Consider the following 15,406-nt stretch of genomic DNA (forward strand, 5'->3'; position numbering starts at 1 on the left):
GGCGCGCGAGTGGCCAGAGAAGCCCCTCATCCGGCGCTGCGCGCCACCTTCTCCCCGCCTTCGCGGGGAGAAGGAAACTCAGACCCGCTCGATGATCGTGGCGGTGCCCATGCCGGCGCCGATGCACAGCGTGGCCAGGCCGGTGGCGAGCCCGCGGCGCTCCAGCTCGTCGAGCAGGGTGCCGAGGATCATCGCGCCGGTGGCGCCCAGCGGATGGCCCATGGCGATGGCGCCGCCATTCACGTTGATCTTGTCGTGCGGGATGTTCAGCGCCTGCATGTAGCGCAGCACGACGGCGGCGAACGCCTCGTTGAGCTCGTAGAGATCGACGTCATTGGCCGACATGCCGGCGCGCTTCAGCGCCTTCTCCGAGGCCGGCGCCGGGCCCGTGAGCATGATGGTCGGCTCCGAGCCGATCGAGGCGAAGGCGCGGATGCGCGCGCGGGCCTTCAGCCCGGCCTTCTCGCCGAATTCCTTGGTGCCGATCAGGATGCCGGCGGCACCGTCGACGATGCCCGAGGAATTGCCGGCGTGGTGCACGTGGTTGATCTTCTCGACCTCGGGATATTTCTGCAGCGCCACCGCGTCGAAGCCCGGCATGACCTCGCCGTGCATCTTGAATGAGGGCTCGAGCGAGGCCAACGACTGCATCGTCGTCTGCGGCCGCATGTGCTCGTCGTGGTCGAGCAACTCGACGCCGTTCTGGTCCTTCACCGGCACGATCGACTTCTTGAAGTACCTGGCGTCCCACGCCGCCTTGGCGCGCTTCTGGGATTCGACCGAGTAGGCGTCGACGTCGTCGCGGCTGAATCCGTACTTGGTCGCCACCAGGTCGGCCGAGATACCCTGCGGCACGAAGTACATCGGGATCGCCACCGCCGGGTCGACGGGCCAGGCGCCGCCGTCGGAGCCCATCGGCACGCGCGACATCGACTCGACGCCGCCGCCGATCACCGCCTGCGACTGGCCGGACATCACCTGCGCGGCCGCCATGTTGGTGGCTTCCAGGCCCGAGGCGCAGAAGCGGTTGACCTGCACGCCGGCCACGGTCTGCTCGAAGCCGGCCATGACCGCGGCGGTGCGGGCGATGTTGGCGCCCTGCTCGCCGATCGGCATGACGCAGCCCAGCACGACGTCGTCGACCAGCGACGTGTCGAGCTGGTTGCGGTCGCGCAGCGCCTGCAGCGCGGTCACGGCGAGGCGCACCGGGGTCACCTCGTGCAGCGAGCCGTCCTTGCGACCCTTGCCGCGCGGCGTGCGCACGGCGTCGTAGATGTAGGCGTCGGTCATCTGCCTCTCCTCAAATTCGTCATTCCGAGCGCAGCGAGGAATCTCCTGCCACCGTGGCACAGAAACGAGGAGATCCCTCGCTGCGCTCGGGATGACGTGGTTTCACAAAGTGCGGCCGATCAGTTCCTTCATGATCTCGTTGGTACCGCCATAGATCTTCTGCACCCGGCTGTCGGCGTAGAGCCGCGCGATGGGGTATTCCCACATGTAGCCGTAGCCGCCGAAGAGCTGCAGGCACTGGTCGACGAAGTCGCACTGCAGGTCGGTCAGCCAGTACTTGCACATCGCCGCGTCGGCGACGCTGAGCTCCTTGCGCAGGTGGCGCGCGACGCAGTCGTCGAGATAGGTGCGCGCCACCGTCGCCTTGGTCTTCAGCTCTGCGAGCTTGAAGCGGGTGTTCTGGAACTCGATGATCGGCTTGCCGAAGGCCTTGCGCTCCTTGGTGTACTCGATCGTCGCCTTCAGCGCCGCCTCGATGGCGGCGATCGCCTGCACGCCGATCACCAGGCGCTCCTGCGGCAGCTCCTGCATCAGCTGCGCGAAGCCGGTGCCTTCGGCGCCCAGCAGATTGCTCACCGGCACGCGCACGTCGTCGAAGAACAGCTCCGAGGTGTCCTGCGCCTTCATGCCGATCTTGTCGAGGTTGCGGCCGCGACGGAATCCCTTGGCGTGGCCCTCGACGCAGATCAGCGAGGTCCCGCGCGCGCCCTGCTTCGGGTCGGTCTTGCAGACGACGATGATCAGGTCGGCGTTCTGGCCGTTGGTGATGAAGGTCTTCGAGCCGTTGATCACGTAATCGTCGCCGTCGCGTACCGCCGACGTGCGCACCGATTGCAGGTCCGAGCCGGTGCCGGGCTCGGTCATGGCGATGGCGGTGATCATCTCGCCGCTCACCATCTTGGGCAGCCAGCGCTTCTTCTGCTCCTCGGTGCCGAAATGCCTGATGTAGGGCGAGGTGATGTCGTTGTGCAGCGAGAAGCCGGGGCCTGAGGCGAAGACGCGCCACTGCTCCTCGATGGCGATCACGTTGTGCAGCCAGTCGGCGCCGACGCCGCCATACTCCTCCGGCACGTCCATGCACAGCAGGCCGAGCTCGCCGGCCTTGCGCCACACCGATTTCGGGACGACGCCCTCGTCTTCCCACTGCGCGTGATGCGGCTGCACCTCCGTCTCGAAGAAGCGGCGGCAGGTTTGGCGGAACATCTCGTGTTCCGGGGTATAGACGCTGGCCAACGCACTCAAAGGCGCCACTCCCTCCACGCTTCTTTCGGCGTCACCATGGGCCGGCCCACCGGCAACGTCCAGCCGGGCACATACTTTCCCTTTACGTAAACGTCAATTCAATTCGCGCGGCGTTTCCGCACCCGGTTGCCGCCCGGCCAGGCCGTCATGGCCGTGGCGATCACCCGCACCAGCTCGGCACGTCGGGCGCCGTCGGCGCTCTGGATATCCAGGCCGCGTATCACGGCGACGTAGAAGCACGCGAGCGCCCGCACATCGCAATCGGACGCCAGCTCGCCCTCACCGCGTGCCCGCTCCAGCCGCTTCTGCAAGACGAGGATATCGCCGTTGCGACGGCGGGCCATCTCCTGCCGCACCGCCGCGGTCTCGGGGCCGCCGGCCGTGCCGCCCTGCACCATCAGGCAGCCACCCGGCTTGCCCGGTCCGCTGACGACATCGATGGCGCCGCGCATCAGAAGCTCGACGCATTCGCGGGCGGTGGGCGCCGCGAGCGCCTCCGCGACATAGGCCGAGGGCCCGGCCTCGTAGCGCTCCAGCACCTTGAGGAAAAGCGATTCCTTGTTGCCGTAGGCGGCATAGAGGCTGGGCCGGTTGATGCCCATCGCCTCGGTAAGGTCGGAGAGCGAGGTGCCCTCGTAGCCCTGGCGCCAGAAGACCTGCATCGCCTTCTCCAGCGCGGCGTCGCTGTCGAATGCCCGGGGCCGGCCGGTCGCCATCGTACCCTCCATCGGCCAATCCAATAAATGTACCGCTCGATACATAAGACCTTGACGAACGGCCGGCAAGACCTATTCTGTACCTAACGATACAGAACCTCCCCCATGGAGACGACAATGGGCAGGCATCTTCAGGGCAAGATCGCCCTCGTCACCGGCGGCTCGCGCGGCATCGGCGCGGCGATCGCCCGACGTCTCGCCGCCGACGGCGCCGACGTCGCCATCAGCTACGCCGCCTCGGCCGATCGGGCGCAGGCGGTGGCACGCGAGATCGAGGGCAACGGCGTGCGCGCCGCCTCGTTCAAGGCCGACCAGGCCGATCCGACGGCGGTCGCCGGGCTGGTGAAGGCGGTGGTCAAGCGATTCGGCCGCCTCGACATCCTGGTCAACAGCGCCGGCGTGTTCGTCACCGGCCCGCTGGGCGACCCGGCGACCGACGTCACGGCGCTCGAGCGGCAATTCGCGGTGAATGTCGGCGGCGTGGCGGCGGCGGTGCGTGCCGCGGCGGCGCATCTCAAGGAGGGCGGCCGCATCATTACCATCGGCTCGGGCGTCGGCACGCGCACACCGTGGCCTGGCATGGCGGACTACGGTGCGACCAAGGCAGCGGTGGCGTCTTACACGCGCGGCTGGGCGCGTGACCTCGGTGGCAAGGGCATCACCGTCAACACCGTGCAGCCCGGCCCGATCGACACCGACATGAACCCTTCCGACGGCGAATTCGCCGAGATCCAGAAGGTCGGCACGGCGCTCGGCCGCTACGGGAAGCCCGAGGAAATCGCCGCCGCGGTCGCGTTCCTCGCCGGCCCCGATGCGTCCTACATCACCGGCGCGACGCTCGACGTCGATGGCGGGTTCAACGCGTAGCCGCCTCTCCTACCTTCCCCCGCCAGCGGGGGAAGGTGGTTCCTCTACTGTACGGCTAGCTTGATGCGGCCGGCGAGCTCGGCGCCGGTCATGCCGGGGCGCGCGCCCTCGGCGTAGTACACGCGCAGCAGCATCGTGTCGTACCGGTTGATCTGCGCCGGCTCCTGGAAGCGCTCGATGCCGAAGTTCAGCGGCGCGATCTCGACCTTCGAGGAGAACTGCTTGAGGTAGATGGCGAAGTCGAACGGCCTGCACTGGCGCAGGCGGCTGCCCGGGCTGTTGTCGAGGTAGTGGCCGGTGTCGAGGATCCAGGCGCGCTCTATGGTGTTGCGCGCGCGGTCGGAGAGCTGCCAGGCCTCCCAGCGGCGCGCGCCGGCGACCGGCGGGTTCTTCCAGGTCTGGATGATATTCTCGCCCTTCGACAGGGCGCGGAACGCCTGGTCGGCCCTCGCCTCGCGCGCGAACTCGAAGAGCACGCGCGCCCTGGCTGGATCGTCGACGCGGGTGAACCGCAGATTGGTCTGGCGCTGGATTTGCGCCGCCACGGTGTTGAAGTGACTTTGCGTGCGCGTGCGGCAGGCCCGGTCGAAGCCGTCGGCGAAGACGATCGCCACCGGCACCTCGGTCGACTCCCAGCGGAACAACGCGGCGATCGGCCCGACGAATTTGTCGGCGTCCTCGCCCTTGAGATTGAGCGCCTGCATGTCGGCACGCACCGCCTGGGCGTCTGCCGGGCTCATCGGCTGCACCAACGGCGTGGTGGCGCAGGCGCCGAGCGTGGACAAGGCGACGATGATGACGGAACGGCTCACGAGCTGGCGCATCACAGCAAATCTCCCCTTACGCCATCATTCTACCTTCCCCCGGAGGGGAAGGTGGCGCGCGTAGCGCGACGGATGGGGGATGTCGAAGACAGACTCCTCCGTCCGTCTTCGACATCCCCCATCCGCCCTTCGGGCACCTTCCCCCTCCGGGGGAAGGCACAATTTCCGGCACCCGCGCCCCTCACGTCGAGGTCAGGCGGCGCAGGATCTCGTCGAACGCGTTGTCGGCGATCTGCCGGATCTCGTCGTCGGTGCGATCCTGGATCGGATGCGGCACCCAGACGAGGGTCGGCTCATAGCCGAGCGTGGCGCTTTGCGCGGCGGCGGCTTCGACGAAGGCGGTCGTTGCGACGCCCATCGACGGAATGCCGCGGCTCTCGAGGTCAGCAATGTCGTGCAGACTGCACGTTGTGCAAGACCCTCAATCGGCCAGGCCTTCGACGACGACCTGCACCTCCCCGGCGATCTTCTGCTTCAGATCGACCGGCGCGAGACGGCTGGGCGTCGCCTTGGCGTAGCGCTTCACGGCGATGCCGCGCTCTCCCAATCGCTGATCGAGGCGATCGAGGAAGATGTTGCCGCGCGCCTTGGCGATGTCGAGCAGCCCGACGGTCACGCCGTCGAGCGACGATGGTCTGGGCGGCTTCTGCCGTCCCAGAACCTTGAGCTCGCCCGTGGGGTCGAGCAGGGTCCGGTTGTCCATGGTCAGCTTCGCACCTCCTTGGTGACGGGTTGGGAATTGATCTCGGCGTGCGCGCCCCAGCCGACCAGAAGGCCGGAGAACAGGCCCGCCGAGCCGCCGGCATGGACGATGTTGAGTCCGTCCGGGCGGAACTTGTGCAGGGTCTTGCCCTTGAGCTTCTCGGGCACGCCGACGGCGCAGCCATCGACATCGCGCAGGACCTTGTCGGCCTCCACGACGCAGAGCCGGTGCAGCTCCTCCTTCACCCGCGCCTTGCTCCAGCCGGCGTCGCGGAAGACGCGGTGATGCTCGGGCGAGCAGACGATGAAGACGTCGGGGCCGGGGAAGGTCTTGGGATGGAACACCGCGTTCAGCGCCATGGCGAAGCTCTTCGCCAGCGACTCCGCCGTGCGCGAGCTCTGATCGACGATGCCCTGCACGCCGTAGCCGGCGAACACCGTCACCGCCGACTTGCCGCGCGCGACGCCGCGCTCGACCGAGAGCGGATCCCAGGACATGCCCTCCTCGTCCTCGGGGAAGCACATGCCGAGCTTGCCGGGATTGCCCAGGGTGGCGCGATCGACGCCGCCGGGCTTGCCGCCGCCGATGTTGCGGATGGTGAGCTGCAGGGCGCGGCCGATGGTGCTGTTGGCGCGGTTGCCCTGGCCCAGCACATTGACGCCGCAGTTCATGCCGAGGTGGCGGCGCGCCGGGCCGTTCACGATGACGATCGGCCCGATATACATCGTCGTGGCGATCACGCCGTGCAGGCAGAAGCGATCGTCGAGCGCGGCCTCGACGGCGGCCAGCAGCACCGGCATGTACTCCGGCTTGCAGCCGGCCATGACGGCGTTGATCGCCACCTTCTCGACCGTGCAGGCCGGGTAGTCCGGCGGCATCATGCCGAGCACTTCCTTGGGGTCACGCATCGTGCCGCGCAGCATGCGCAGCACGCGCACCGGCGTCGGCGGCACCACGGGCAGCCCGTCGCTCCAGTCGCGCTCGAAGCAGGCCTCGACATCGTCCTCGTAGCCGCCGATCTCTACCGCGCGCGCGGCGAAGCTGACGCCGCCGAAGCGCAGCTCCAGCTCGTCGACCATGCCGGGATCGACCGTCTTCGAGCCGCAGCCCGGCCGCTCGGCCGGCAGGCCCTCGCCCAGGCCGCGCACGCCGGTGAGCGCTTCCCATTCGCCGCGATGCCAGCCGAAGGCGCGCGCCGACTCGCGGCCGCCGACAATGCGGATCACCGTCGGCACGGTCTCGATGTTGAGATGCCAGGAGCGCTCGAGATCGGTGTCGTCGACCACGCCCGAGATACCCGCGGGGAACGCCGGATCGTCCTGGGTCAGGACCGTGAGCTTCTCGCGGCCGCCGGCGAGCTGGTGCAGCACGGGCGTGATCAGCTCGCAGGTCGGGCAATCGCGCTTGACGACGACGGCCAATCCGTCGGGCAGGCTCACCATGTGGACGTCCCTCGATGTTCTGGGCACGGAGGCTAACGTCAGCCGGGACGGCCGTCTATCGGGCGTTGGGTTCTTCCCTTCTCCCCGCGAAGGCTGGGAGAAGGTGGCGCGAAGCGCCGGATGAGGGGCTTCGCGGTGCGCCAACAGCGGCAGTTGATGGTGTCGAACGAGAAGCCCCTCATCCGCCTCGCTGGCGCTCGGCACCTTCTCCCCGCCTTCGCGGGGAGAAGGAAGAAACCGGCCAGGCGATCACCGCCAGGCCGCCGACGATCAGCGCCATGCCGGAGAGCCGCAGCGGCCCGAAGCGCTCGTCGAAGGCGAAGTAGGACACGACGGCGCTGATCACCGGCACCAGCAGCGCGAAGGGCGTGACGGCGCTGGCGGGATAGAGGCGCAGCAGCGAGCCCCAGATCAGGTAGGCCACCAGGGTCGCCATGACTGCGAGATAGGCGATGGCCAGCCAGCTGGCCCAGGTGGCGTTGGCGACCGAGGCGGCGATCGCCGCCGGCCCTTCGAGCCACAGCGACAGCGCCAGCGAGGGCAACGGCGCGATCAGGCTGAGCCAGGCCACCATGTTGAGGTCGATGCGGCCCAGCCGCTTGGCGAGGATATTGCCCACCGCCCAGCTGGTCGCCGACATCAGGGCGAGGCCGAAGCCGATGACCGTCACGGCGCCGATACCCGCGCCGCCGACCGAGGCGCCCACCAGCACGAGGCCGAGCACGGCGATGGTCACGCCGGCGCCCTGCTTGGGCGTCGGCCTCTCGCCGATCAGCAGGGCGAAGACGATGGTGAGCGGCGCCTGGGTGTGCACGATGACAGCGGCGAGGCCGGGCGGCACGCTCTCGGCCATGGCGGAGAACAGGAAGACGAACTGGCCGACATACCAGGTGAAGGCCACGGCGATCATCATCGGCCACGACGCGTTGGTCGGCCGCGCCAGCCACAGCACCGGGATCGCCGCGCCGACGAAGCGCAGCGCCGTCATCAGGAGCGGCGGGAACGAGTCGAGGCCGATGCGGATGGCGGCGAAATTGAAGCCCCAGATGACCGCGACGAGCAGCGCGCCGGCGATATGGTGCAGGGGCACGGCCTGCCCCTACTCCTCCGTCGTGGCGCTGAGCCCCAGGAGCGCGCGGCGGCGCAGCCATTGGCTCGGCCGGTAGCGGTCGTCGCCGGTGATCGCCTGGATGCGCTCGAGCACGCGATGCGTGTCCTTCACGCCCATCGCATCGGCCATCGCCAGCGGGCCCTGCGGATAGTTCAGCCCCAGCGTCATGGCGGTGTCGACGTCGGCGGCCGAGGCGATGCCGATCTGCGCCATCTCGCAGCCGAGATTGGCGATCATCGCGCGCATGCGCTGCAGCACGAAGCCCGGGCTGTCCTTGATCGCCGTGGCCTTGGCGCCGGCCGCCGTCAGCGTCGCGGCCACGGCGTTGCGCGCGGCCACGTCGCCGCCCGGCGCCATCATGATCGTGGCGCGCTTGGCGAAGTCGCCGGTGGGGTCGATCGCCACGGTGCGCTTCGGATCGAGCCCGCCGGCGACGCAGACCGCGGTGCAGTCGTCGCCCAGCGGCGTGACGATGATCGGTGCCTCACCATCGTCGTGCGGGGAGACCTCGGCGCCGCCGGCGCGCAGCAGGTCGAGCACCGCCTCGTCGGCGTCGGCGTCGGCCACGAGATACTCGGCGACCTTGGCGTCGCTCACGACATCGGCGCCGGGATCGACCTTGTTGCCGTCCTTGTAGTCGTACCAGCCGCCGCCGGTCTTGCGGCCGAGCTTGCCGGCATGGAACAGGCCCTCGTGATAGGGGCTGGGCGTCATGCGGCGGTCGTGGAAGAAGCCCTCGTAGATGATCTTGCGCGCCGGGAAGTTCACGTCGATGCCGGTGAGGTCCATCAACTCGAACGGTCCCATGCGGAAGCCGCCGGCGTCACGCATGATGGCGTCGATCTGCGAGGGCGTGGCGCGGCCCTCCTGGTAGATGCGCAGGCCCTCGGTGCCGATCGCCGTGCCGCCGAGATTGACCAGGAATCCCGGCGTGTCGCCGACGACCACCGGCACCCGCGTCTGGCGCCTGCCGAGCGCCACCATCGCCTCGACCACCCAGGGCGCGGTATCGGCGGCGCGGATCACCTCGACCAGCTTCATCAGCGGCACCGGGTTGAAATAGTGCATACCGCAGACCCGGTCGCGCTTCCTGAGGTTGCGCGCGATCGAGGCGATGCGGATCGAGGAGGTGTTGGAGGCCAGGATCGCGGTGTCGTTGACCACCGATTCGAGCTCGCCGAACAGCTTCTGCTTGACCTCGAGGTTCTCGAACACGGCCTCGATCACGACGTGGCACGGCGCCAGCGCCTGCAGCCCCTCGGCGATCTCGAGGCTGCGCTCGGCCCTCTCGCCATCCTCCTGGCTGAGCCGCTGCTTGGCGACCATGCCCTTGAGCTGGCCGACGATCGCCTCGCGCGCCTTGGCGGCGCCGCCCTCGGCCGCGTCGTACATCAGGGTGCGGATGCCGCCCTGGGCGCTGACCTGGGCGATGCCGCGGCCCATCGCGCCGGTGCCCACCACGCCGACCACGAGGTCGGATCGCGAAACGTCGAGGCTCATGGCGGGGCTCCTGCGGTCGGTCTTCAGATCACTGTCATCCCGAGCGCAGCGAGGGATCCAGGGTCATCGTGGATCCCTCGCTGCGCTCGGGATGACAGGCTTTAGCGAACCCGCCTCAGCCGAACAAGCCGCCCATGTAGGGGGTGAGGAAAACGCCCCGCGGATCGAGCGAGCGGCGGGTGGCGTGGAAGGCGTTGAAGCCCGGATAGCGGTCGGCGACGTCCAGGGCGCGCAGCGAGTGCCACTTGCCCCAGTGCGGCCGGCCGTCGTGGTTGACGAAGACCGCCTGGGCGTCGCTGAAGAACGGCAGCCAGTCGCGATCAACATACTCGTGGATCGAGATCGTCACGCTGGCGCGCCCGTAATTGGGGCTGAGCAGCAGATTGTCCTCGGCCACGGTGCGATACTCCACGGCCATGCGCGCGTCGGGATGCTTCGTGGTCATCAGCGCGTGGATCTCGCGGAAGCACTCGGGTCCCTTCTCCGCCGGCACCGACCACTCGCTCTCGACATGCTTGACCTGGCGCACCGAGGGAAACACCCGGTAGCTGTGGTCGATGCGCTGGCCCTCGACATGCGGCATCGGATCGGGCGGCAGGTTGGTGGGATGCAGCGCCTTGCAATCGCACATCCCGGTATCGGGCCGCCAGAAGAACTCGAAATGCCGGGTCGCGGCGATCAGCATGTCGAGCCGGTCCATGGTCTGCTCGAGCGGCGCCGACCACAGCCTTTCGTGCAGCCGATAGGCCGGCACCAGCTGCAGGGTGACGCGCAGGATCACGCCGACGCTGCCCATGGCGACCGACCCGGCGCGCAGCAGCGCCGGCGTGCTCTCGTCGGCGTCGATGAGATCGCCGCGGCCGTCGATCAGCCGCAGGCCGCGCACCATGGTCGACAGGCTGCCGAGCGACGGGCCGGTGCCGTGCGTGCCGGTCGAGATCGCGCCGGCCAGCGCCTGGACGTCGATGTCGCCCTGGTTGGCCAACGCCAGGCCATGCGCCAGCAGCGGCTCGCCCAGCGCGCTGATGCGCGTGCCGGCGCCGATCGTGGCGCGCTGGCGCTCCCGATCGACCGAGCGCACGCCGAGCAGCCGGTCGAGCGATATCAGCATGCCATCGCTGGCGCAGAGCGGGGCGTGCGAGTGGCCGGCGCCGACGGCGCGGATCGTCAGCCCGTCGCGGATCGCGGCGCGCAGCGTGGCGATCGCGTCGGCCTCGTCGCGCGGCACGACGATCGCCTGCGGCGCACACTCGACATTGCCCGCCCAGTTCGTCCAGCGATTGGCCATGTCCTATTGCGGGATGAAGGCCGTGACCTCGATCTCGACCTTGGCGCGACGGTCGACCAGGCCCGAGACATAGAGCAAAGTCGAGGTCGGGAAGTTGCGGCCCAGCGTTTCCTTCCACGCCGCGCCGATGCCGGCGCCGGCGGCCTCGTACTCGTCCTGCCTGGTGATGTACCAGTTCAGCCGCACGATGTGCTCGGGCCCGCCGCCCGCCTCGCGTACCAGCTTGACGATGCGCTTCAGCGCCGCGGCGACCTGGGCGGCGAAATCCTCGTCGTAGTCGCCCGCCTCGTTGGTGCCGGTCTGGCCGGCCAGCACGACCCAGCGGCCCGGCTTGTCGAGCACCAGCCCATGCGAGAAACCGCGCGGCCGCGCCCAGTCGGCTGGCTGTAGAACCTGCATGACGCCCTCTCCTTCAGTTCGCGGGAGGCATGGTGCCCTACGCTGGTATCTCTGTCATCCCGAGCACAGCGAGGGATCCAAGGTCGGCCTGGATCCCTCGCTGCGCTCGGGATGACAGATCTCAGTCCTGCACGACAGGCGTGTCGACGTTCTGCCCCGGTTTCGGGCAGCCGGCGCTGTTGTCGACGCCGGCGGCACCGCCGCGCGGCGCCGGCGAGGGCACGCCATCGGGCAGCACGTGCGGCGGTGCGGCGGTCAGCGTCCAGGCGACCAGGCGCTTGAGCACCGAGCCCAGCGCCTCGTCGAAGGCCTTCACCACTTCGGGTATCTTGTCGGCCCTGGCGCGCCAGCAGCGCTCGAACGCGGCGGCGCCGACGATCTGGCGGTCGGGCATGCGCACCAGCCGGGCGATGATGCGGACATGCACGATCGGCGCGCCGCCGTGGAAGTACTCGGCCTGGAACTCGCGCAGGTCGGTCTGCAGGATGTAGTTGGCCTTCACCGCGACCGGATCGCGGCCGACGCCGACGATGCGCTTGGTGTTCTCAAATGACTCCACCGTGCGGGTCTGCACCATCAACGGCGCGCGATCGATCCAGGCGCTCTGCGCGTAGTAGTCGGACGAGGTCGGCGTCATCTGCAGCGCAATGCGGCCGCTGTTGAGATGCGCCGCCGCCGTCGGCGTCTCGACGATCAGCTGCCAGCGCACCATCGGCAGGCCGGCGTCGAAGGTGCTCTTGGGCGTGACGGTGAACAGGTTGACCGGGTCGTCGGCCTTGTCGAGCAGGCTGCAGGCGCCGAGCAGCGCGGCGAACGCCACCGCGGCCGCGACGCGCCGCGGGATCCTGGAATCCGGATCGCTCATTTCGGCTGGTATCCCTGCTTGCTGCCGAACAGATAGTTGGCGGGGTCGCGCTCGAGGCGCGTCGAGATGGCGTTGAGGTTGGACGACAGGCTCTTGAGCTCGCGGATGGTGGCATTGAGCTCGACCAGGCCCTGCTCGGTGAACTGGCGCACCGGGCCGCGGTTGTCGGCGACCATCCTGTTGAGCGAGGCGGTGGTGGCGTTGATGCCGTCGACCGCCTCGCGCAGGCTCGACAGCGTGCGGCGCACCTCGCTCGGAGTCTTGCCGGCCAGCGCCTTGCGCGTCTGCTCGTCCTGCGGGCCGATCTCCAGCGCGATCAGGTTGATGGTGTCGGCCGCCTGGGTGAACTTTTCCATCGTGCCGCGCATCTCGGTGATCGCCCGCGGCAGCTCGGCCAGCGCCTTGTCGAGGTTGCCCTCGTTGCGTGCCAGCGACGTGGTCAGGGTCGAGAGGTTCTTGAGGCTGTCGTTGAAGGCGGCGACCGCGTCGGCCGACAGCGCCGTGTTGAGCCGGTCGACCAGGGTGCTCGCCTTGGCGAACAGCTCCTGTGCGCTCTGCGCCGTGCTTTGCAGCGTCGAGGGCATCGCCACGATCTCGGGGAACGGCTCCTCGTCGAGCTGGCGCTTGGGCAGCTCGGCATCGTCGCGTACGGGGCCCATGCCGGCGACGATCTGGATGTAGGCCGCGCCGGTGATCAGCGGCCGCTCGAAGACCGCGCGCGCCGAGGTGTGGATGTCGATCGTGCGATCGATGCCGACGACGACCGAGATGCGCTCGACCATGCGCCGGGCGCCCTTGTCGGGGCTCTGCACCCGCTCGGCGTCGCTGAGCTCGGCCGGCAGCCGCACCAGGTTGATCGCCTGCACGCGGCCGACGCGCAGGCCGCGATAGTAGACCGGCGAATCGCGCGTCAGCCCCTGGACGTCCTCGTCGTAGAGGATGCGGTAATAGGCGAGGTTCTCCTGGCTGCCGGCGCGCAGCTTCCAGACGACGAAGCCGACCACCGCCAGGATGAAGACCAGGACGGTGGCGCCGATCGCGACGTAGGGCGAGCGATGTTCCATTCAGGCTCTCTTGTGCCGCTCGCCGCCACCGGTGCCGATCCCGGCGGCCCGCGCGCGCGGCCCGTGGAAGTAGTCCCGCACCCAGGGATGATCGTACGCCATCAGCTCGTCCATCGTACCGGCCACGACGCGCTTGTCGAGCAGGACGGCGACGCGATCGCAAATCGCGTGCAGCGTGTCGAGGTCGTGGGTGACCATCAGCACGGTAAGCCCCAGGCTGCGCTGCAGCTGGCGGATGAGGTCGTCGAAGGCCGAGGCGCCGATCGGGTCGAGCCCGGCGGTCGGCTCGTCGAGGAACAGCAGCTCGGGATCGAGCGCCAGCGCGCGCGCCAGGCCGGCGCGCTTCTTCATGCCGCCCGACAGCTCGGACGGCTTCTTGCCGGCGGTATCCGGTGGCAGCCCGACCATGGCGATCTTCAACGCGGCCAGCTCCTCGAGCTTCGACTGGGGCAGACGCGCACGCTCACGCAGGGGCAACTGGATGTTTTCCGCCGTCGTCAGGGACGAGAACAGCGCCCCCTCCTGGAAAAGTACGCCCCAGCGGGTCTGCAGGTTCCCCAACGCCGACGGGCCGAGCGTCGCGGCGTCCTGGCCGAGGATCTCGATGCGGCCCTGCCTGGGCTTCTGCAGGCCGATGATCGTGCGCAGCAGCACCGACTTGCCGGAGCCGGAGCCGCCGACCAGGCCGACAATCTCGCCGCGGAATACGTCGAAATCGAGATTGCGATGGATGTTGGTGGTGCCGAACTTGTTGCGGATGTCGCGGAGGCTGATGACCGTCTCGCGGCCGTCGCGATGATCGCGGATCTGGCCGCCTTCGGCCAACGGGGGCCCGGGTGCCGGCGCGGCGATGCTCTCCGCCGCCATGCTCACATGCCCACCGAGAGGAAGAAGATCGAGAACATCGCGTCGAGCACGATGACGAAGAAGATCGACTCGACAACCGCCGTCGTCGTCTGACGCCCGACGCTCTCGGCGTCGCTCTCGACCTGCAGGCCCTCGTAGCAGCCGATGGCGGCGATGACGAAGCCGAACACCGGCGCCTTGATCATGCCGACCCAGAAATGATTGATGCTGATGGTGTCGCGCAACCGGTCGAAGTACTGGCTGACGGTGAAGTCGAGATAGATCTCGCAGGCGAAGGCGCCGCCCAGCAGGCCGACGGCGTTGCCCCAGAACACCAGCAGCGGCATGGACAGCGTGAGCGCGGCGATGCGCGGCACCACCAGCCACTCGACCGGCGACATGCCCATGGCCTGCATGGCGTCGAGCTCCTGGTTGACCTTCATCGTGCCGATCTGGGCGGCGAAGGCGCTGCCCGAGCGGCCGGCGACGATGATCGCGGTCAGGAGCACGCCGAGCTCGCGCAGGATGCTGATGCCGACGGCCTCGACGGTGAAGGTCTCGGCGCCGAACTGCTTGAGCTGCTCGACGCCCTGGTAGGCGACGACGACGCCGATCAGGAACAGCAGGATGGCCACGATCGGCAGGGCGCGGACCCAGACCTCGCGCATCTGCACCACGGTGGCGTTGAGCCGAACCGCGCGCGGCCGGAACAGGCCCTTGGCGATGACGAACAACACCTCGCCGAAATACTCCAGCAGGCGCGCCGCGCGGTCGAGGAAGCGCGTGAAGGTCTCGCCCAGGTCGTTGAGGACGTCGAGCAGCATGGGCAGCTGCGGCGGCGGCGGCTGCGCCTCGCAGACATTGCGCTCGACCAGCTCGATCAGGCTGCCCCTGGCCTCGTCGCCGCCCTCGATCGGGCAGTCGCCCGCGGCGCGGCGCAGGCGCACCAGCTCGGTGACGCCGGCCGTGTCCAGCGCCGTGATGCCGGCGATGTCGATCCTCCTGGCGTCGGCCGGCGGACCGTCGGCACCGGCCTGCAGATCGCGCAGGCTCATGACCACCCAGGGGCCGCCGGCGACGATCACCGGGCCATCCTTGCGGTCGGCGACCCGCCACCACGGCGCGGCTTCCTCGCCACCGCTCATGTCACGCGCTTGGGGGATGTCGACCATGCGTGTCAACGCTCGACGGGGCGGATGGGACGGGGCACGATGACGAAATATTGGGCGAACGAAGGACTCGGACACAC

16 protein-coding genes are annotated in these 15,406 nt (G+C 68.9%); 1 reads left to right on the forward strand and 15 read right to left on the reverse strand.

Annotated features, from left to right (window positions below; translation table 11 throughout):
• Positions 1-78: 78 nt before the first annotated feature.
• The 3 genes from KF889_20725 to KF889_20735 all read right to left on the reverse strand — a co-directional run bounded on the left by KF889_20725 (position 79) and on the right by KF889_20735 (position 3,248).
• Positions 79-1,290, reverse strand: a complete 1,212-nt coding sequence (locus tag KF889_20725) for an acetyl-CoA C-acetyltransferase (protein ID MBX3501874.1) — start codon at positions 1,288-1,290, stop codon at positions 79-81.
• Between the two features lie 102 nt (positions 1,291-1,392).
• Positions 1,393-2,493, reverse strand: coding sequence for an acyl-CoA dehydrogenase family protein (locus tag KF889_20730; protein ID MBX3501875.1), 1,101 nt, complete (start codon positions 2,491-2,493; stop codon positions 1,393-1,395).
• A gap of 137 nt (positions 2,494-2,630) precedes the next feature.
• Positions 2,631-3,248, reverse strand: coding sequence for a TetR/AcrR family transcriptional regulator (locus tag KF889_20735; GenBank protein ID MBX3501876.1), 618 nt, complete (start codon positions 3,246-3,248; stop codon positions 2,631-2,633).
• A 117-nt stretch (positions 3,249-3,365) separates the two neighbouring features.
• On the opposite strand from KF889_20735, the gene KF889_20740 reads away from it, so the two are divergent.
• A complete protein-coding gene (locus KF889_20740) occupies positions 3,366-4,115 on the forward strand; it encodes an SDR family oxidoreductase (GenBank protein MBX3501877.1) in 750 nt (249 codons plus the stop codon).
• Positions 4,116-4,159: 44 nt separating this feature from the next.
• On the opposite strand, the gene KF889_20745 is transcribed toward KF889_20740, so the two are convergent.
• The 12 genes from KF889_20745 to KF889_20800 form a co-directional block, all read right to left on the reverse strand.
• Positions 4,160-4,939, reverse strand: coding sequence for a hypothetical protein (locus KF889_20745; GenBank protein ID MBX3501878.1), 780 nt, complete (start codon positions 4,937-4,939; stop codon positions 4,160-4,162).
• A 181-nt stretch (positions 4,940-5,120) separates the two neighbouring features.
• Entirely contained in the window at positions 5,121-5,339 is a 219-nt protein-coding gene (locus tag KF889_20750; GenBank protein MBX3501879.1) for a hypothetical protein, read from the reverse strand.
• Between the two features lie 21 nt (positions 5,340-5,360).
• The gene (locus tag KF889_20755; protein ID MBX3501880.1) at positions 5,361-5,642 is read right to left on the reverse strand and encodes a hypothetical protein; all 282 of its coding nucleotides are present in this window, start codon (positions 5,640-5,642) and stop codon (positions 5,361-5,363) included.
• A gap of 2 nt (positions 5,643-5,644) precedes the next feature.
• Entirely contained in the window at positions 5,645-7,084 is a 1,440-nt protein-coding gene (locus KF889_20760) for a thioredoxin (GenBank protein ID MBX3501881.1), read from the reverse strand.
• Positions 7,085-7,262: 178 nt separating this feature from the next.
• Positions 7,263-8,174 carry an EamA family transporter gene (locus tag KF889_20765; GenBank protein MBX3501882.1) on the reverse strand — a complete coding sequence of 304 codons (912 nt, stop codon included), beginning with the start codon at positions 8,172-8,174 and terminating at the stop codon, positions 7,263-7,265.
• Positions 8,175-8,183: 9 nt separating this feature from the next.
• Positions 8,184-9,695 carry a 3-hydroxyacyl-CoA dehydrogenase gene (locus KF889_20770; protein ID MBX3501883.1) on the reverse strand — a complete coding sequence of 504 codons (1,512 nt, stop codon included), beginning with the start codon at positions 9,693-9,695 and terminating at the stop codon, positions 8,184-8,186.
• A gap of 115 nt (positions 9,696-9,810) precedes the next feature.
• A complete protein-coding gene (locus tag KF889_20775) occupies positions 9,811-10,983 on the reverse strand; it encodes an FAD-binding protein (protein MBX3501884.1) in 1,173 nt (390 codons plus the stop codon).
• A gap of 3 nt (positions 10,984-10,986) precedes the next feature.
• Entirely contained in the window at positions 10,987-11,382 is a 396-nt protein-coding gene (locus KF889_20780; protein MBX3501885.1) for a RidA family protein, read from the reverse strand.
• Between the two features lie 121 nt (positions 11,383-11,503).
• Positions 11,504-12,247 carry a membrane integrity-associated transporter subunit PqiC gene (locus tag KF889_20785; GenBank protein MBX3501886.1) on the reverse strand — a complete coding sequence of 248 codons (744 nt, stop codon included), beginning with the start codon at positions 12,245-12,247 and terminating at the stop codon, positions 11,504-11,506.
• The gene (locus tag KF889_20790) at positions 12,244-13,311 is read right to left on the reverse strand and encodes an MCE family protein (GenBank protein MBX3501887.1); all 1,068 of its coding nucleotides are present in this window, start codon (positions 13,309-13,311) and stop codon (positions 12,244-12,246) included. Before KF889_20790 ends, KF889_20785 begins: the two co-directional genes overlap by 4 nt.
• Positions 13,312-14,178, reverse strand: coding sequence for an ATP-binding cassette domain-containing protein (locus KF889_20795; GenBank protein ID MBX3501888.1), 867 nt, complete (start codon positions 14,176-14,178; stop codon positions 13,312-13,314). It abuts the gene before it with no gap.
• Positions 14,179-14,180: 2 nt separating this feature from the next.
• The gene (locus KF889_20800; protein MBX3501889.1) at positions 14,181-15,302 is read right to left on the reverse strand and encodes an ABC transporter permease; all 1,122 of its coding nucleotides are present in this window, start codon (positions 15,300-15,302) and stop codon (positions 14,181-14,183) included.
• Positions 15,303-15,406 lie beyond the last annotated feature (104 nt).

It is taken from the genome of Alphaproteobacteria bacterium (assembly GCA_019635875.1).
GTDB lineage: Bacteria > Pseudomonadota > Alphaproteobacteria > Reyranellales > Reyranellaceae > JAFAZJ01.